This window comes from Aquisalinus luteolus (assembly GCF_009712425.2).
Classification (GTDB): domain Bacteria; phylum Pseudomonadota; class Alphaproteobacteria; order Caulobacterales; family Parvularculaceae; genus Aquisalinus; species Aquisalinus luteolus.
Genome location: NZ_VCJR02000001.1, coordinates 1 through 18,335 on the forward strand (window position 1 = coordinate 1; position 18,335 = coordinate 18,335).

The window sequence follows — 18,335 nt, forward strand, 5'->3', positions numbered from 1 at the left end:
GTGCGGGCAAGATCCTCCGCCGAGACGCTGGCAAGATATTCTGCCTTGAGATCAGCCAGTTCTCGGCTTGAGATGACTGCTAGGGGCTGACCGGCGGTGACGCGATCACCCTCGCTGACCATCAGCTTCGTAACAATGCCGGAGACAGGACTTGAGAGATTCGCAACCCGATCCGGGTTGGTCCGTATTTCGGCTGGCAGCTCCAGATCGTCACTGGTCTTCTGCAATTCAGCTTTCGCCAAACTTATGCCCGCTGCCTTCGCAGCACTTTGCGACATTTCAACGATATCGGCCTCATCCTCATGGCCATGTTCATCATCATCTTCTTCATGTGAGTCTTCTTCATGCGCGGCATGGTCGGCTTGTGCGCCGGTCTCAGCAGTTTCTTCACCGCACGAGCTGAGCAATGGTATGCCAAAGACCAGCACCATCATCAGTATCAATATGTTTTTCATTGGATGTCTCCCTCGGAGAATGGTGCCGCGCCGATCAGGCTCTGCAGCTGCACATTTTCCGCATTCAGTTTTCGGTTGGATTCTATGACGGCGATCTGCGTATCGATCAGCGCTTGCCTGGCGTCGAGCGTTGCAGTCAGGTCGAACTTGCCTGCCTGATACCCTCTAATGGCCGCATCATGGGCGGATTGAGCTTCCGGCAAGGCACTTGATTGCAGCAGGTCGAGCTGTCGTCTCGCAGCCTGTTGCTGGGCTATAGAAGACTGCAGGCGAGCGCGCAGGCGTGCCTCTGTCGCCTCGGCATCGATAGCGCTTGCCTGCGCCCGAAACGCGGCGGCATCGACAGCATCCCGGTTGCGGTCAAACAGCGGCAAAGGCACTTCAAGCCCCGCAACAAGCGCGCTTTCACCAGTTGCCTCGAATTCCCTCACACCAGCAGATACCGTGATATCAGGAATGATCCGTGCCCGTTCCAGCTGTACCTGAGCCCGGCTGGCCTCAAGCGATGCGGCAGCCGCTACGATCGCCGGATGAGTCGAAACCTCCCCTTGCGACGGTGAAGCCTGTGTTGCGGTAATGATCGGATTACCGAACCGGGCGGTGTCAGCGCCCCAGAGCGCGGCCAGTGCCAGTTTTTCCACTATGATTTGAGCCTGCAGATCGGCTGCGGCGGCCTGGAGACGCGCCGCTTCGGTTTTGGCGCGTGAGACGTCGGGTGGTGCCGCCGCGCCGGCCTCATATCGCTTAATGACCGTATCCCGGAACCGGGCCGCCAGATCGGCGGCACTGTCCGCCATCTCGGCAAGCTGGATGGTGGCATGAAGATCGTAAAAGCTGAGCGCCGCTTCCAGTTCTGCCTCGCGCAGGATGGTTTCGCATTGTGCACTGCCTAGTGCCTCAAGCGCGCGGGCAGCACGCACCTGCTTCTGGCGCTTGCCGCCGAGTTGCAAGGTCTGGGAAATGGCATAGGTTCGATCCGACTGATCGAAGCCATTAAAGGCACCATCCCCGCCAAAATTCTCTACCTCGAGAGACAGGGAAGGGTTCAGCCATCGACCCGCCTGCCGTACTTCGGCAGCCCGTGCTCTCGTCTCGAGCGCCGCGGCTCTGACTTCCGGCGAGGCAAGCCGGATTTGCGTCAGCACCTGATCAAGTGTCAGTGGTTCGTTTTCTTCTATCATTCCGGCCTGAACAGATGTCAGGCGTGGCTGATAAGTGCCGCCGCACGAAGCCCCAGCATAGGCCTGGATCGGCATTGCAAGAATGCCAAGGGCGCACAGGCCGCCCCATAAGTGTCGTTTCATGAGATAAATTCTCCACGTAGATTAACCGGAAAAACGCCCCGCGAAGGGCGAGAAAGGCCGGTTAGCCACGAGGAGGGCGGAACAATCCGTATACGAGCGGCGGCGGCAGGCGAAGCATCGCTTCGGATACCTGCTTTTCCGCTATCAGGGTCTGTTCAACGAGATGTTGGGACGTGCTGAGCATGTGCCCGTGACACGGACCGCAATGATGCACATGCTTGTTGTGAGCCGGTTTTTCATCGCCTGACGTATCGTCGACATCAGATGCTGAGCCGGTTTCGCATTCATGAGAAAGTTCGGCAAGCTCATGCGCTTCGGCCACAATAGGGGTGGCGACGAAAGCCATCAGGGCCATCATCAGCACGATTTTTACCAGTCCATGCACATTGCGAAGCATCATTACCTTATACGGATATCACATATATCTCAGTATTTCATTACCACTATCGCGGATATCCACAAATGCGACTGTAAGACCTATAGTGGCTATAGATGCAAGCCTATTTTTTTATCCCTCCAACAGACCGTTCAACCGTCCATGTTCATCTTCCCTGCAATTGTTGTGATCTGACAGACAGGCAAGAACGGTACAATTCTCGACACTACCACCTTCGCAAGCAGCGATCATGCGCTTCAATTCCGCTTCCAGGGCTTCCAGTTGATTCAAACGATAGCGCACATTTGCAAGCTGGCGTCGAGCAATCGCGTCGACCGAAGCGCAGTCTTGATCAGGCTTTGACTGGAGATCGATCAGGTCCCGAATTGACTCTACAGGAAAGCCGAGATCACGTGCGTGCCGAATAAAACTTAGTCGCTCTACGGAGGTTTCGTCATATATTCTTTGGCCGCTTTCACTGCGGTGCGGCTGAGGCATCAGATCGATCGATTCATAGTATCTGATAGTAGTGACCTTTACGCCCGCTCTAGATGAAAGTTTACCGATCGTCATGGCCTTGAGTTCCATAGAAAACCTCCTTGCCTCTACAGCCGCTGTAGAGAGTAATGTGGAGGGGTGAAAGGAGTTTTCAATGGCTGATTGCTGTAACGACCGTCGATTTGATGGCGTCTCCGCTGGGTACAAGCGTGCGCTCGTCGCCGTCATTTTCGTCAACGCCACGATGTTCTTGATTGAAATGATGGCGGGATTTTCGGCGAACTCGCAGGCTCTGAAGGCCGATGCACTCGATTTCATCGGTGATGCTGCCACCTATACGATCAGCCTGTGGGTGATCGGTGCAGCGCTGGTTGTTCGGGCGAGAGCGGCACTATTCAAGGGGATTCTGCTTGCCGTTATGACGCTTGCTGTTCTCACCATGTCTGTCCTGCGGCTGTTTGGTGGCGAGGTACCCGATGCATCGACTATTGGTTTGATCGGTATCCTTGCGCTCACCGCGAACTTGCTCAGTGTCCTTATCTTAATGAAATGGCGCGATGGAGACGCCAATGTCCGCTCCGTCTGGTTATGCTCACGAAACGACGCCATCGGGAATATCGGTGTCGTCACTGCGGGGCTTCTGGTGGGCGTGACAGGAAGCTTCTGGCCGGACGTTATCATGTCCATTGCACTTGCCGGGCTTTTCCTTCGCTCGGCAGTATCCATAATTCGACAGGCGAGGTCGGAAATGGATCAAACCAAAACTGCCGGCGGAACTTCACCAGCGTGATTCCGTTGGATTTAATGTTTGCAGAGAGACAAAATGACTCATTCACATGATCATATTGAGGCTGGCGCGGGAGATCGCCGTGTCTTCGGAGCAATTCTCGTCAACCTGCTTCTGACGGTGGCGCAGATTATCGGCGGGATTGTTTCCGGCAGTCTCGCTCTTGTTGCTGATGCTATTCACAATTTATCCGATGCTCTCGCCCTGGTTATTGCCTTTGGTGCGCGCCGCATAGCGCGCAAACCGGCCGACGCACGTATGACTTTCGGTTATGGCCGGGCCGAAACAGTCGCGGCCCTCATCAACTACACGACACTGATCGTCATTGGACTTTATCTCGTATACGAAGCAATCCTGCGCTTTATCGAACCACAGGGTATCGATGGCTGGATTGTCGTTATCATCGCCGCTATTGCCCTCGTCGTCGACCTTTTGACTGTCCTGCTGACCTATACGCTCTCGAAAGAGAGCATCAATATCCGGGCCGCCTTCCTGCACAATCTGGCCGACGCGCTTGGATCGGTGGGGGTCATTATTGCTGGTACGGTCATCATCATCTATGACTGGCGGCTTATCGATCCTCTCATCACCTTAGCCATTGCCGGCTATATCCTGTGGCAATCTTTTTCGGAGATCGGTCAGGTCATTCGCATCCTAATGCTCGGCAGTCCAACAGATATTGACGGACCCGCTGTGATCGAAGAGATGACCGCTGTAAAAGGTGTCGCTGACGTGCACCATGTTCACCTTTGGCAAATGAATGAACGCCAAACCGCAATCGACGCTCATGTCCTTGTCCTGAGTGATAGCGAACCAGCTCAGATCAAAACAGCGCTTAAGTCTGTACTAGCCAGCAAATTCGGTGTTTCTCATGTCACGCTGGAAATAGAATGGAGAGGAGAACATGAAGGCGATCTTTCCGTATTTGGATCGGAAAATTGAATGATCTTTCTAGTCCTCAAATCGTTCATCACGCCCACGGTCTCGTTCGGCTTCCCATTTTCTCTCATTTGCAATTTCAATCTGGTAATCCTTAAGCCGCTCAGCAGCCCATTGCGCAAGCGCAACCTCTTCATGATCCGAAAGCATTTCTAATAGAGGTGTATATCGCGCCATTATATCTGCGCGGGATCCGCTCCAGGACATTGGGCGGAATCTCATTGCCAGTTGTTCAGCCATACCAATCTTATCAGGCGCGGCATTGATCAACTCCATTGCTAACTCAGTCCAATTATACGATGCCCCTTCTTCACCTCCTTCCCTGAAGTGAATGACTTTCGCCAATGCTCTGAACCGGTCCATAGAGCCACTTACGGCCCAATCTAAAATAGTATCCAACGGTATCTTCCCGACAATATTTTTGTCGGAATCACGCAAATCTTCGTAATAGCTCAGGCTGCGCACATCATCCTTCGATGGGTTGCCAATGAGACGATCGAGGACAACTAGCGGATGATATTCTGAAATCAATCGAACGAGATTGCCATATCCGTTACAGTATGCTCGATAGCTATATAACGAAGATGCGATTTTCTCGCATAAACGCTCCGCCAATTCCTCAGTATCTTGATCCTCGAATGCCACGGAAGCGATTTTCATGAGCTCGTAATCATGTTTCCGAGACTTCGACTCGTAATTTGTTTTGAGAAGTATGAGCCTGCAGAGGTCACGTTCAATCTGTGTACTTGAGAGGCTGTCATCAGCGATAAAATGAGCACGCATATTCATAATATCTTTAGCGATTGCTATCCCGTCATCCCCTTTTCCGATCAAAAACTGGATAACGTCATATAGCAGTCTATCGCTTGTTTCCGTGCGACGCATCGCAAACTGGAAGTTGGCATAGGTCCATAGAGGAATGTGTTCGCGCTCGAATGATTGCCTGACCCGATCATCGTCATTTGGTCGGCCTAAGTGCCGTATCTGGAAATCGACGAACATGTCACCCCGTTCTGGATTTTCAAGTAAGTCATCTAGGAATCTGCTCGTGAGGTTGCGGTCTCTATTGGCAACAGCCTGGATATACCCCCTTAGAAAAGCATACTGTTTTTGCTTGGATGAGGCTACAATAGCTGACAATGCCTCCTCCCAGAGATTTGCAGCTTCACCTAAATCTACAACCTCTCCGACACCCTTACCGAAATACCAGATGTGGTAAACATCACTAGTAATGATCTCCGGTAGCAGACGACGCAGAGTTTCCGGTTCGGCCATCGCTTCCTTGCCAAGTTCGTAACTCTGTTCCTCGGCAAGCTTATGAGCTGCACTGTAATCATCATCTACGGCTAAAATCTCGACCATGTCTAACAGACCGTGCCTCGAGCTAGCTGTATACGTACGGATGCGATCCTCAAGCGAAATCGGTTTCAGTTCTTCGGACAGCGCCTCCAAACGATTATGAAATTCAGTATCCTGTTCTTCTTTTTTGTCCAAACGAATGATCGAAATTGTTGCCAACCAAATCTCAGGCCAAAACTCGTCACCTTTGAGGGCAAATAGGTATTTCTCAAGTTCGTCTCGCATATCGGTACTCGTCCATAACCAGCGAAACTTGCGGGAAAAGAGTTTTTTGAGATCATCTCTTAGTGACGGAGATTTGTTCGCAAGCTCAACAACCAGTTGCAGACTTTGATCGAGCCAGTCTCGAATTTCTGATCCAACGGGCTCCCAGCCATAACGCCTTGCTCTGGCACCAAACTCAAAACCAAGAAAACTTGAAAACATCGAAGTTTTGAGCATGGAGCGAAGCAGCAACAAGCCTATTTCCCGTTCTTGTGAATCTTTGCTGAGCAATAACGAACGCACAATACCAATACGCTGGTCCGTTTTTGCCTCGGTGCCTGATAGGTACATCCAGAACAATTCGCGAAGGTTGTTCAAAATCGAATTGTTGTGGTCCTCAAAGTCCGTGTCCTTGCAAAGATCTATAAGAATACGGACTGATTCATCGAACAGTAACGGCTCATATGCTAGATGTCGAAGTGTCTCTGTTACAAGCGATCTATTTTTTTCGCCGCAGTTGTCGAAACCATCCTTCGCCACAAAACTCCTTGCGATTGCATCGAGAGTCGCTTTGGTGTGAATGGGAGCAATACTCCGAAACATTGTGAGGCCGAGATCATTGAAATCACCGACAGATTCGAGGAACCCGTTCTCGCCGAGCCAAAACTGTGCGATTTGTTGCGCTTCGCAATTGTCGTGAAGATAGCTCAATCTTCTTGAGAATGACTTGAGCAACCTTTCAGAGCTTTCTTCGCGGAAATATCTCTCTATCTTCAGCCCACCGTAGTTTTCTAATGCTCTTTTAGCGAGCCGATTTGCAATGGCATGGGGTAAAACAGCACGCCAATGACTGCGACTCTGAACAAGCTGTCTTCGCGACAATTCCGCCACGGCTTCACTCATCACCGGTTCGCCAAGACCTCCCAGATCTCCAAGAAGCGCGATCTCCGATTCGTCCTTCTGTGAAGGATCAATGTCAAAAGAATAGACCAGCGACAAGAGCGACGATGCCCTTAAGAGTTCATTATTATTGCCTTTGCGTTGCGAGAAGAGGCGTTCGAATAATTCACTGTCCTTTAAGCTTCCAATATCCTCACCAGATCGCAGGGTCGCTGCCAAAGCAAGGGCTACTCGCGCATTTCCACTTGAAAATTTCACGATAGAATCTGCATTTGGATGACCGATATGCGGATACTTCTCAAGGACGATTTTATTGAGTGTTTCATCCGATGAGGGCTCAAGCTTAAAAACACTCGTGCCTTCAGGTTCATCATCGGTAATATCGTACTCTATCGTAATGAGAGACAGGTTTGAGTTCGCCTGCCGTAGTTTTTGAACGAGTTCTTGGTGTAGCTTTGGCGTACAATTATCGACTATTAGAACTGCAGATTGCTTCAATACTATAATGCGGGCTATCAACTCCAGAGGTACAGGCTCAGGCCCATGAGTAATATCCGTATAAAGAGCGAGATGTTGCGGTAGCGCGCCTTTGCCAATACGTTCGTCAAACAACGCCTGCACTAGCCTCGTTTTGCCGACTCCCGATAGTCCGACCAGCCGAACGGCTGCACCTTTGCGAGTAAGGATTTCTCGGAGAACATTGATACCTTCTTCGCTTGAAAGGCCCTTATCTTTATCGATGTCTGGCCCATGCAGCCGGGTAGAGTCGTCTAGCACATACTCGTCATCAATCTCACCAGGCTTGCTGGACCAATCATCATAAGAGCGCCAGCCACTTATGCTGCGGCCTCCCAGAACCCGGACCCATGATGCTACTGGAGGATACCGATTAACCCAATCAGTCAGGCGCCTGCGGTCATAGAAGTCCACATGCGGGCGTTCCTCCGGTGGCAATATTGCAAGGCAGTCTTCCATCGCTTTCAAGCGATTTTTCAGTGGTTTGTCGCTTACGGAGCCTTTCGAACTGACGATTACATAGCTTCCGCGCCGTTTGCCAATATCTATGATACTTTCCAGCAATTCGCCGTTGGGTGACATTTCTGCTTGAATCGCAGAAGCGGGCATATCCTGCGCTTTCGCTTGGAAGCCAGTTTCACTTCGCGGAATGAAGTCGCCTTTGAAGTCCGCTAAAGCGAAGCTCGCTCTAACATCGATACCACCATCGCCAGAGTTTTGATGACCTCCCCAGCTGATCGCTGAATAGGGCAAATCATTCTGTGTACATTCGCTTTGACAAAGCTTGGCAATCAGCTCTCGTAACTGCTCATCATTGAGAGAGGCAATCTCGTCGGGGGTTACATCAAAGATGGTGTTGCTCATTCACTATGGTTTTTTCGATTCGGTGAATTTTCGTCTGATACTTTACCACAAACAATAGCTATTAGGGCTAGCGAACCCTTCGGGCCGGGCTCTCGTGAACCGGGCCCGCCTGTTGCGGTCCCGGCCATGCGGCGTCGATCCCTCGCGCATTCGGGGGCCAGCCCCCCGGTCGCTTCGACAAAAATAGAACGCAGATTTTCCTGCTTTCCGGCGTGCCTTGGAAAGACAAGAAAATTGCGCCGATTTTTGCCTTCCGCTCCCACCCCCCGTTCTCGGCGAAGGCCAGAGGGTTGCATGCGCAACCCTTATCCCTACGGGAGGTTTTTATGTCGATCACACTTTTTGCCCAGCCCTATGACCTTGCGGCCAGCGGCTTCTATTTCACATCCGCCGCTGAATTTTCGGACAAGGCGGCGGCGCTCAGGAACGATTGCGGCCAAAGGGTCGAGGAGTTCGAGATACAGTTCATCGACGGTGAGGCCATCGATGCGGCCCTTGCCGAGGCGTGGAGCCTGAGCCAGGGCACTCTGGTGCGGTTCTTCGCGCTTGCGGAAGAATTGGACGAACAGGAGAAGCAGCGTTTCATCATCGCGGTGGGCGAAGTCGGCTATTCCTTCGATCCCGACACTGTCGGGCTGGAGGATTTCGAGATCGATATTTATCATCTCGGCAGCCTGAAAGAGCTGGCTGAGGAGTTCATCGCCGAAGGGCTGTTCGGTGAGATTCCAGATCATCTTGCGAACTACATTGATATGGACGCCATCGCCCGTGATCTGTCCTTCGACTACACCGAGACCGATATCGCCGGGACGCGGCTGATCTATCGGTCGAGTTAGGGGAGGCGGTCATGAGCATTTCCCTTCCCCCGAACGAGACAGGATATTGCCCCAGTCATCCTTGGTATTATGTCCTTGGCGGTAAAGTCCTGAGCCTGAAGCAAATCAGGTTTGAAGCCGAGCATAACAATTATCGCGGCTATATGCCGGACAGGCTAGACGAGATCGATGCCAAGTCTGAGCCGAAGCGCTCCCAGAGCCTGCGTCAGCTTCGCTCGAAAATCCGTGAAGACCTGAAACGCGATGTCTCCCGCTATAAGGAACTGGCCAATCAGCTGCGCCGCAACCGCCATCAGGGTTCAACGAAAACAGGCAACGCTTGCGAGGCTGTCCATACGGCCATCAGTCTCAAGCACAATCATCTCTATAATGACTTCGCGATCCTGCGTGAGATCGAGACGATGCTGACGAAGCAGCGCGATCTGTTCGACCTGTAGGCCGGTTTACCCGCTACTCTCGCTTCAACGCTCAAAATCCGGGCCGCTGCGATTGCGCGGCGGCGAGGCTCGAGCGGGCGCAGTGTCTCGCATTTCCCGATAGTGCTTCCAATCATCGCGCAGGCTTTGCCTTCGAGTATTCAATAACTCGATCTGTTCGCGCTGCCGGTCTCTAAGGGCGCGACGGTCGGAGAGTTGCGCGAAGACGAGCCGGTCTTTTTCTTCGCGGTCGCGGCTCTCGCAGGCGAGTGTTTCGCGTTCATTGCGCTTAGCGATCGACCTGTGTTCGCCGCGCAGGCGATCCCATAAGCCGCGCAGGCCTTTGCGGAAACGCGCCTGCCGGGCCTTGGCTTCCTCGATCCGGCGTTGATCCAGCTTTTCTCTGAGCGCGGCGCGTTCCTGCCTCTGCTTCGTGATGAGCGCTTGGCGCTGCTTGTCCTGTACGGCCTTGAGCGTCGCGGCTTGGCCTTTCAACTCGCCAGACCAGCGGTCGAAAGCGGGTTTCATCTCGTTTACATGGAGCTTCATGGCCTCTTCGATGCTGGGCAGGCCGTCGGCGTCGCCGAGCTTCTCGCGGACGGCTTTGGTTTTCACCCCGACCCAGCGGGCAATAGCGTAGGGCTCGCCGTGGCGATCTACGGCTACGAAGCCGCGACGGTCCCCGCGCGCAAGGATGAGGCCATGTTCCTTCAGGGCATGGGAGAAGGACGCTTTTGTATCCGAGATCGCCCAGCTTTCCTGAAAGACAGCCTTCATTTGCCGGGCATCCTGACCCCGGCGCTTGGCCTGCTGCCATTCCTCCAGCGTGAAATTCTTCGGATCGCTGGGTTCTTCGCGGATGAACCCGCGAGGCATCTGCCAGCCATGTTCAAGGTATAGTTCGCGGGCGACTGCCTGGAGCTTCTTCTTGTGGAAGTCCATCGGGATAACCTTCAGCGCTTCGCCATCGACCCGGCTCCAGACGGCATGGCAGTGTCGGCGGCCCTCCTTTTCGTGGAAGACGATAGCGCGAGGCTGACCTGTCAGGCCCAGTTCCTTTTCGACGCAGGCGATTGCGCTCTCAAACGCCTCTGTTCGCACCTGTTCATTTTCAGGCGGATTCAGGCTGAGACTGAACAGGTACTTCTTCGCTTTGGTGGCCTGTGACATGGCATGGGCCTCCTTGAACGCGGCATGCAAATCACTGCTGGCAAAGCCGCGCAGCTCATGCACCTCAACATGGTCGTTTTCTTCCTTGAGGAGGTGGCGGGCGAGTTCCTGCCCGCCGCCGCGTGAGTTACCGACGAGGATCATTTACGCCTCCCGGATTGGCCGAGCGCCTGAACGAGAACCGCCCGTATCTGGACGACCTCGGTGCAGGCCTCCCTCAGGCAGGATGTCGTCTCATCATCAATAGGCAGCGTGCCCATATGTGTCGCTTTGGCCAGCTGGTTGAGATTGTTCGCGATGTTCGAATGCATGAAATGATGCAGGACCAGCGCCAGGGCTTCATGGTCCTTGATCACCTTCGTGCCACGCGTCCGGTGTTTCGGGACACTGTCGCCGAAAAGGCAAAGCCTGATATAGGCGCTCAGGGTGAGTTGCCCGGCATCTCGCTCCAGCCGTTCGCGTTCATTAGGCGTCAGGCGCAGTGAGAGGGGCGGGGGATACTTCGGCTTGGATTTCGATGGCTTGCTGGCGGCTTCTTCGAAGGCGTTAGATACCGGGGCCGTCATGGTTGCGGCCCCAGGTCGTCATGCTCCAGTGTCTTCAAGACCTCGTTCCAACGCTCCAATTCCTCGAATAATTCAGGCCCGCAGGAGTTGGAACATTCTCCTGTGAGGCGCGCCATTTTCACTTCGTTCGAACACCGAACCCGACTTTTTAAAAAGTTTGGACTTCGTCCCTTGGGTGCCCCATTTTCAATATCCGCCTTCCCATTCACCGTTTTCCCAAAAACTCACTTCCGTGCAGGCGAATGTAGCGATGGCTTCGCTTGCGTCGATTTCTGCAACCGGCCAACGGACATCCGGCGAGAGAGCCACACATCCGTATCCGACCCATTTGCGTGGAGCATCTGTCCATTCCCCAAACGGTCTGGTTGCGATAAAAGTTATCTTGGCCGTTTCTGGATTCAGCTTCGCAAATCCCGATTTTGCGTTCATGTAGCCATAGGCGCCATCGGGATGAGCGTATAATTCGCGCAGATCAGCCAGGCGTTCCTCGCTGACATCGCGATCGTCTTCTTGTTCCTTCTGGATAGCCGCCCCTGCACCCAACTGAACACGGCGAATCCAGCCCCTGACAAGAGTGAATGCGGCATCCGGCAATCCTTCGACAGTGTGAAGCGGCTGGAATTTCTTCTGGTTTGCCGACGGATAGCGAAGGGCAGCATCGTCTGCGGACATTTCAAGCACGTCTGAAAGGTCCGGGCGGCTTGCGATAATCTTCTCGGGCGACAGGACCTCAATCACCTCGACGTCAGTCAGGATCATGCCGGTATTCTCGCCATAATGGCAGGCTCCCCCGAAGCGGAACAAATTCTCCTTCTGCTGACGGTCATACTGCAGAATGGCAAGGCACTGATCATGAACGCGAGCTCTGATCCGCAATCGTCGATTGTGAAGCTCATGGCTGCTGATATTGTCTTCAGCCCAATTGAACACCCAGAAATGGGGTATCAACATGCCGATCGGAGACCCTCCCAGATAATGATCGCGCACGTCTGACAGCATTTGCCCGCGATAATCATGATATCGGATAGGCCGGAAATATCCTTCCAGCTCTACCCACTGACAATTTGGTGACAATGTTTCCTTTGGCAGAGGCGGCGGCAGGGCGTCATCACGACCGTAATTCAGGTTATCATAAGTATCTGCGACAGCATCAATATCCGTAAACAGATCAGTTAAGTCTACCTTGCGGGCAGTCTCTCTCGAACCAGCGGGTGCATCCGGTTCAATCTCCGCACACACCAGAGGTTCCCACCAGGCGGGCTCTTCGGCCACGGCCGTGCCGCTGAGCATGATGAGAAAAGCCGTGAGCCCAGATGCAAGACTATTTCTCAATTGGTTCATGGTAGCGCTCCTCATGCTCCTGTAAATGATAACAGGGGTTGCACTATCGAAAAGGTTTCATTTCTCTTTGCAATCTTACCGACCTGAAGGTCAGGGACAGGCGCCGGGTGCGTTGAAGGCGCACGCCACCCACTACATCAGATCTGCGCGGTCGGATCGTGTGCCGCCAGTGATACCGTGCGGGGCCAGAGAGGACAAGCAGACTGCCCGGTTCAAGATAAAGTGCTTCTCGTTGTCCCGTGGGCGGGTGAAGAAACTCCATCTCGCATGCGGATAACAGGCTGACTGAGGCAATGGTGTCGCCAAAACATAGGATGCAATCCGTGTGCGGTGCAATGCCCTGACCGGGCATATATTCATTGACGATAACCTGGTCCGGCAGGCGGGCGAAATGTCCGCCTGCGACAAGTCGTTGTGCCAGCGTTGCGAATGGCGCTGGTATTTCCCCGAGATACATGTCGGGACGGATCTGGCGCGTCCGATAGTCATAGACATAGCCATGATGCTGCACGCGTCTCGCCAGGTCATTGCGCCATGGTTGCTGATCGATAAAATTCACCAAGGCTGCTTCGGTATCCGTGTCGAGATAATCCGGAACGTACTGCAATCCCTCGACCACGCTGCTGGATACGAAATCAAATTGTCCCTGACCGGTCACAGTTCAGTAATGCCTCGCAAAGCAGATAACGCCCTTCCGGTATCTCCCGTATACCTTCTGGTCACTTCTTCCGGCCACCAAGGATGGCAACGAGTTCCTCGACCTTTTCCCGGCGGTCATCGAGGTTGTCGCTTGCCAGCGCATGCTCGACGCAGGTACCGAGGTGATCGTCCAGAACGACGCGTTCGAGGCCGGACAGGGCCGCCTTGATCGCCTGCACCTGCCGCACGACATCGATACAGTAGCGATCCTCGGCGATCATCTTCGAGACGCCGCGCACCTGCCCCTCGATCCGGGCGAGGCGCTTCAGCGAGGCATCCTTGGTTTCGGATTTCATGACTCACTCCTCACAGGATGGACGACGATCCTCGCTATCACATCGCGCCAGACAGGAAAATCATCTTGACCGGCATCCACAGACCCATCGCCATCATGACGAGGTTTTCCGTCAGCGACACAAAGCCGAGCGGTACGTTGGAATCGCCGCCGACGCAGGCGCATTTCAGCTCTCGCTTGTCGATATAGACCGCCTTGTAGACGGAGATCGCACCGACGGTCCCGATGAAAAGGGCGATTGGCGCGCCAAGAAGACCCGCCGTACCCCCGACTATCATCAACAGGCCGGCGGCGGCCTCCGCAAACGGATAAATGTATCCATATTCCACACGTCTCCGGGCGAGCAAGTCGTAATTCAGGAACATGGTCGAAAAGCTCTCTACGTCCTTCAGCTTCTGCAGGGCGAGCAGGGTCATCGCAAAGGCAGCAAAAAGTTCGATCGTCCGCAGGGTGAGTATCGCGCCGATGAAGGTTCCGGCAATCGCGAGGGCCAGCAGGGCACTGATCGCGAAGATCATCAGGACCGGCGTGAAGGTCTTCCTGGTTTTGTCATAGCCGGTGAAGCGTTCGCGCAGGGCATCATAGCCACCGATGCGCTCGCCATCGATGAAGGTCTGCGGCGTCGTCTTCACATCGTGCTCGGCCTTGAATGCGTCGGTCTCCTCGCGTGTTGTCAGGTGGTGGTCCTCGACCTCATAGCCTTTGCGGCGCAATAGCCAGCGCGACTTCAGGCCATAGGGACAGACATGCTTGTCCATGACCATGCGATAAAGCACTGCATGCCCAGCGCCATCGCGGAGGGAAGAATTTTCCTTGTCAGAGTCATATTCCATGATGGCCTCCTATACCCTATGGGGGTATATGTGGCATGAAATCCTTTTGTCAACCACAGGCAACCGACATCCCGTATTTCGGGTCGTCAGCCTTTCGCAATCCATTTCATGAGATTTGTATCTTTGGCGGCTGCCCTTAATATGACAGGCTGAAAACATATAACAGGAAACGACAGGTCAGGTTCGATGCCGTCAGGCAGCAAAACCAGCAATAAAGGCGGGAAGGCGCGCGAGCGTGTGTGGACACGGCGTCAGCTGCTGGCTGGCTTCGGCGCAGCCTATGGTGTGGCGCTTGCCGGTTGTTCCGGTGAGGACAGGGCGGCCCGTTCAGCGACTGCTCCAGCGCATCCCCCGGTCCTGCCGATCCGCGGCGATGAGGTATTTTTCCGTGCCCGCGCCCTGCATATTCTGGAAATCGTCTCCGATATCTTGATCCCGCGTACATCAACGCCGGGCGCGGCCGATGCGGGCGTTTCAGGGGTCATTGACGAAATGATGGTCAGCTGGGCGAGTGCCGATACGCAACAACAATTCATCACTGCACTGACGGATTTCGACATGAGGGCGCATGAGACTTACCAGCGCTACTTCCTCAAGCTGACAGGTGAAGAGCAGTTCGCAGTCGTCGATGCGATAGACGCGGAGGCTTTTGGGCAGGATGGCCACAATCAGCCCTATCGGCGGCTGAAGTCGCTCATCTTTCATGTGTACGACACATCGGAACCAGCAAACCCGGACTACCGGCTCGTGCCCGGCGCGTATCGGGGGAACCTGTCATGGCAGGACTATCAGGCCATGCTGGCGGCGACGGAATAGGAAACAGTTTAAGTCATGGATTTTGATGCAATCGTAGTCGGGTCAGGCATGACGGGCGGTATCGCGGCGAAGGAGCTGTGCGAGCGCGGTCTGAAAGTGCTGGTGATCGAGCGCGGGCGTCATCTGGACCATCCGAGTCCGGAATACACCGATGACCAGAATCCGTGGGAGATCGAGAATAGAGGCCTCGTCTCGGAGATTTATGACGAACAGGGCCGCTATCGCATGTTGAAGGCCAAGGGCTGGACGTACAGGCCGGAGGTGATGCAGTTCTTCGTCGACGAGAAGGAACATCCCTATTCCTTCCCGCCGGAGCGACCCTTCATGTGGACGCGGGGCTATCATCTCGGCGGGCGCTCGCTGACATGGTCGCGGCAAGTCTATCGCTGGTCAGCCCGCGATTTCGAGGCGAATGCCAGAGACGGTTACGGGGTGGACTGGCCAATCCGCTATGACGATCTCGCGCCGTGGTATGATCATGTCGAGAATTTCGTCGGCATTGCGGGTAATCGGGATGGTGTCGACAGCCTGCCCGACGGGGATTTCCTGCCTCCGTGGGAATTGAGCGCGGCGGAGCGCAAGGTTATCGAGACGCTGCGCGAGACGATGCCGGACTGGCCGATGGTGGGCGGACGGTGCGCGAACCTGTCGGAGCCGCGAGATCATCATTCTGCGCTGGGGCGGGGCAGGTGCCAGGCCCGTGACCTGTGCATGCGCGGGTGCAGCTATGGCGCTTATTTTTCATCGCTTTCGGCGAGTCTGCCGGCGGCGCGCAGGACGGGTCTCCTGACCGTCGAGTCGGACCAGGTCGTCCATTCGGTCGAGGTCGATCCCGCAACCGGCCGGGCCAGTGGTGTGAATGTGATCGGCGCTGGCGACAAGTCAACACGCCGGTTCGAGGCACCGATCATTTTCTTGTGCGCCTCCGCCGTCGCAAGCACGCAGATCATGCTCAATTCAGTATCCGAGCGCCATCCGCGCGGGCTTGGCAACCAGTCCGATGCGCTCGGGCGATATGTCATGGATCATTTCTCCGGCGCGGGTGCCAGCGGCCATGTGCCGGGTATCGATGAGCTGTATGCCTACGGACGAAAGCCCAACGGTATTCTCATGCCGAATTACATGCACCGTCATGACGAGGATCTGGATTTCGTCCGTGGGTATTGTTTCCAGGGTGGGGCCAGAGAGCGCGGGACGACCGGCAGCTCAGGCAATCGCCGCGGCATTGGGCGCGAGGCAAAGGAGCGGGACAGGCAGACACTGCCATGGCGGTTCGGCTTCTTCATGTCCGGTGAAACCCTGCCTTATAAGGAAAACAGGATCACCCTGCACCCGACTGAGAAAGACAAATGGGGTATCCCGGTCGTCCATGTCGATGCGCAGGTGCGCGAGAATGAGCGCCGCATGATCGTGCAGGCCGAGAAAGATGCACGGCGCATTCTGGAAGCGGCAGGCTGCACTGATATCGACACATGGCGGGTCCCCGAGGATGAGCACATCATGCTTGGCGGCAAGACCCACGAGATGGGCGGCGCCCCGATGGGCAGGGACCCCGGGACATCGGTCCTGAATGGCTGGAACCAGGTGCACAGCGTGCCGAACCTGTTCGTGACCGATGGCGCCTGCATGGCGTCCTGCGGCAGCGTTAACCCGTCTTTGACTTACATGGCTATCACCGCAAGGGCTGCGCATCATGCAGCCGATCTGAGGAGCGAGGGAAGATTATGACACGGATGATATCGAGAACAGTACTTGTGTCTGCCGGGCTGGCACTGGCAGCCTGCAGCGCATCGCAGGATGATGCGTCTGGAGATGCCCTGCCATCGGATGACGCCGCGCAAGTAGATCCCGGTACGGATCAGCCCGGCATTTCCCTTTTTGACGGCGAGACACTGGATGGCTGGGAGCAGACATCGGGCGTTGCATCCTACCATGTAGAGGATGGGTCGATTGTCGGCACGACGGCTGTCGGCTGGCCGAACAGTTTCCTTGTTGTGGATGGGAAGTATGGCGATTTTATCCTGACCATGGAAACGCGCTCCGACGGTGTCGTGAACTCGGGTGTGCAGTTCCGGTCAGGATTCTTCGAGGACCCGGCAGACGGCATGGTCGGCTATCAGGTCGACTTCGATCCGTCAGCACGGCGATGGAGCGGCGGCATTTATCATGAGGGGGTCGATATCTGGCGCTACAGCCTGATCCGCAATCCCGATTGTATCGGTGCATGGCATGATACGGACTGGAACGACCTGCGCATCCAGGCCATCGGCGATAATATCAAGACATGGGTCAACGGCACCCCATGCGTGGACATGTATGACCGCTCCCATGCCGCCGGTCGCATTGGCCTGCAGGTTCATGGCATCGTGGAAGAGGCCGAGGCAGGCAGCATCACCGAGTGGCGCAATATCCGGCTGATCAGCGGTGATGAGCTGGAGGCGGCGATGAGTACCGCCCATGAGGCCCCGGTGGAGGGCTGGTTAGCGAACGAGTTGTCGCCCGGTGAAATCGAGCAGGGTTGGCAACTGCACTGGGATGGTGCGTCCACCGTTGAGGCTGGTGGCTGGAGCGTCGATGACGGCAAGCTCGTCGCCAGTGCCGGTGCAGCGCCGGTGGAGTTCAGCGCTCAGGCGGGGGCGCAGACGATTTCCTTTGATTTCGGATTGATGCCGCAAACATCCGGCGAGGCGGTCTACCGCATCACGGCGGCTGGTGGCGATGCCAGTTGCGAGGGCAGTTTCGCCTTGAGATATGAGGGCGAGGGAGTTGGCGAAACTCTTCCGCGCACGGCATGGACGGGGGCGCTGACCGGCGATCTGCCGTCTGAAAACCTGTCAAACGACACGCGCTTTCGCCGGATCTATGATGGCGACAAGATGAACAGGGGACGCATCGTCCTCCGGGACGGCCAGGTCGAACACTGGTTGAATGGTGTACAGACGGTGATCTATCCGTTGTCACGGTGTGAGGCTTTTGCAGCTACGCAGGCTGACTATTCGATCGCGTCCCTTTCCATGGCTGCGCAGGAAGGCGATCTGGCGATTCAATCCGTCAAATCGCAGTAACGAGTTCAAAAGCAAAGTGCGCGATTGACGTCCTGATAGATAAAGATTCCCCGGCTTATTGTAAAAACATGCAATACGGCGCAAACTTGTGCCAAA

The 18,335-nt window shown here is 55.0% G+C and carries 18 protein-coding genes; 7 read left to right on the plus strand and 11 right to left on the minus strand.

Translation table 11 applies throughout. The features are described from left to right. The 4 genes from FF098_RS00005 to FF098_RS00020 all read right to left on the minus strand — a co-directional run. A partial coding sequence (locus FF098_RS00005) for an efflux RND transporter periplasmic adaptor subunit (RefSeq protein WP_155135549.1) occupies positions 1 to 455 on the minus strand: 455 nt, incomplete at its 3' end. After that, positions 452 to 1,759, minus strand: a complete 1,308-nt coding sequence (locus tag FF098_RS00010; protein WP_155135552.1) for a TolC family protein — start codon at positions 1,757 to 1,759, stop codon at positions 452 to 454. The genes FF098_RS00005 and FF098_RS00010, both read right to left, overlap by 4 nt. Before the next feature lie 61 nt (positions 1,760 to 1,820). Beyond that, positions 1,821 to 2,159, minus strand: coding sequence for a hypothetical protein (locus tag FF098_RS00015; protein WP_155135555.1), 339 nt, complete (start codon positions 2,157 to 2,159; stop codon positions 1,821 to 1,823). A 108-nt stretch (positions 2,160 to 2,267) separates the two neighbouring features. Next, positions 2,268 to 2,723: a MerR family transcriptional regulator gene (locus FF098_RS00020; protein WP_155135558.1), complete on the minus strand. Its 456-nt coding sequence runs from the start codon at positions 2,721 to 2,723 to the stop codon at positions 2,268 to 2,270. Between the two features lie 64 nt (positions 2,724 to 2,787). Here FF098_RS00020 and FF098_RS00025 point away from each other — a divergent pair, with 64 nt between their 5' ends. Continuing rightward, positions 2,788 to 3,423, plus strand: coding sequence for a cation transporter (locus FF098_RS00025; RefSeq protein WP_155135561.1), 636 nt, complete (start codon positions 2,788 to 2,790; stop codon positions 3,421 to 3,423). A gap of 33 nt (positions 3,424 to 3,456) precedes the next feature. Then, the gene (locus tag FF098_RS00030; protein WP_155135564.1) at positions 3,457 to 4,362 is read left to right on the plus strand and encodes a cation diffusion facilitator family transporter; all 906 of its coding nucleotides are present in this window, start codon (positions 3,457 to 3,459) and stop codon (positions 4,360 to 4,362) included. Positions 4,363 to 4,371: 9 nt separating this feature from the next. Here FF098_RS00030 and FF098_RS00035 read toward each other — a convergent pair whose 3' ends face one another. Next, a complete protein-coding gene (locus tag FF098_RS00035; protein ID WP_155135567.1) occupies positions 4,372 to 8,202 on the minus strand; it encodes a hypothetical protein in 3,831 nt (1,276 codons plus the stop codon). 326 nt (positions 8,203 to 8,528) lie between these two features. Between FF098_RS00035 and FF098_RS00040 the strand changes: the two genes are divergently transcribed. Then, the gene (locus FF098_RS00040; protein ID WP_155135570.1) at positions 8,529 to 9,038 is read left to right on the plus strand and encodes an antirestriction protein ArdA; all 510 of its coding nucleotides are present in this window, start codon (positions 8,529 to 8,531) and stop codon (positions 9,036 to 9,038) included. Positions 9,039 to 9,049: 11 nt separating this feature from the next. Continuing rightward, complete coding sequence (locus FF098_RS00045) at positions 9,050 to 9,475, plus strand: hypothetical protein (protein WP_155135573.1); 426 nt, start codon at positions 9,050 to 9,052, stop codon at positions 9,473 to 9,475. Between the two features lie 24 nt (positions 9,476 to 9,499). Here FF098_RS00045 and FF098_RS00050 read toward each other — a convergent pair whose 3' ends face one another. The 6 genes from FF098_RS00050 to FF098_RS00075 all read right to left on the minus strand — a co-directional run bounded on the left by FF098_RS00050 (position 9,500) and on the right by FF098_RS00075 (position 14,358). Beyond that, positions 9,500 to 10,768: a relaxase/mobilization nuclease domain-containing protein gene (locus FF098_RS00050; protein ID WP_155135576.1), complete on the minus strand. Its 1,269-nt coding sequence runs from the start codon at positions 10,766 to 10,768 to the stop codon at positions 9,500 to 9,502. Beyond that, positions 10,765 to 11,190 carry a MobC domain-containing protein gene (locus FF098_RS00055; protein WP_155135579.1) on the minus strand — a complete coding sequence of 142 codons (426 nt, stop codon included), beginning with the start codon at positions 11,188 to 11,190 and terminating at the stop codon, positions 10,765 to 10,767. The genes FF098_RS00050 and FF098_RS00055 overlap by 4 nt, the downstream gene beginning before the upstream one ends. A 186-nt stretch (positions 11,191 to 11,376) precedes the next feature. After that, positions 11,377 to 12,531 carry a hypothetical protein gene (locus tag FF098_RS00060; protein ID WP_155135582.1) on the minus strand — a complete coding sequence of 385 codons (1,155 nt, stop codon included), beginning with the start codon at positions 12,529 to 12,531 and terminating at the stop codon, positions 11,377 to 11,379. 43 nt (positions 12,532 to 12,574) lie between these two features. Continuing rightward, complete coding sequence (locus FF098_RS00065) at positions 12,575 to 13,189, minus strand: alpha-ketoglutarate-dependent dioxygenase AlkB (protein ID WP_205967312.1); 615 nt, start codon at positions 13,187 to 13,189, stop codon at positions 12,575 to 12,577. Between the two features lie 61 nt (positions 13,190 to 13,250). Then, complete coding sequence (locus FF098_RS00070) at positions 13,251 to 13,526, minus strand: metal-sensitive transcriptional regulator (RefSeq protein ID WP_155135585.1); 276 nt, start codon at positions 13,524 to 13,526, stop codon at positions 13,251 to 13,253. A 37-nt stretch (positions 13,527 to 13,563) separates the two neighbouring features. Continuing rightward, on the minus strand, positions 13,564 to 14,358 hold the full coding sequence (locus FF098_RS00075) for a MauE/DoxX family redox-associated membrane protein (RefSeq protein ID WP_155135588.1): 795 nt from the start codon (positions 14,356 to 14,358) through the stop codon (positions 13,564 to 13,566). Between the two features lie 186 nt (positions 14,359 to 14,544). Between FF098_RS00075 and FF098_RS00080 the strand changes: the two genes are divergently transcribed. Genes FF098_RS00080 through FF098_RS00090 form a run of 3 tightly spaced genes read left to right on the plus strand, consistent with a single transcriptional unit; the run spans position 14,545 to position 18,239 of the window. Then, entirely contained in the window at positions 14,545 to 15,174 is a 630-nt protein-coding gene (locus tag FF098_RS00080) for a gluconate 2-dehydrogenase subunit 3 family protein (RefSeq protein WP_155135591.1), read from the plus strand. Positions 15,175 to 15,189: 15 nt separating this feature from the next. Beyond that, positions 15,190 to 16,902 (plus strand): GMC oxidoreductase, encoded by a 1,713-nt coding sequence (locus tag FF098_RS00085; RefSeq protein WP_155135594.1) that lies wholly within the window; start codon positions 15,190 to 15,192, stop codon positions 16,900 to 16,902. After that, the gene (locus tag FF098_RS00090) at positions 16,899 to 18,239 is read left to right on the plus strand and encodes a 3-keto-disaccharide hydrolase (RefSeq protein ID WP_155135597.1); all 1,341 of its coding nucleotides are present in this window, start codon (positions 16,899 to 16,901) and stop codon (positions 18,237 to 18,239) included. The genes FF098_RS00085 and FF098_RS00090 overlap by 4 nt, the downstream gene beginning before the upstream one ends. The last annotated feature ends 96 nt before the right edge of the window (positions 18,240 to 18,335 follow it).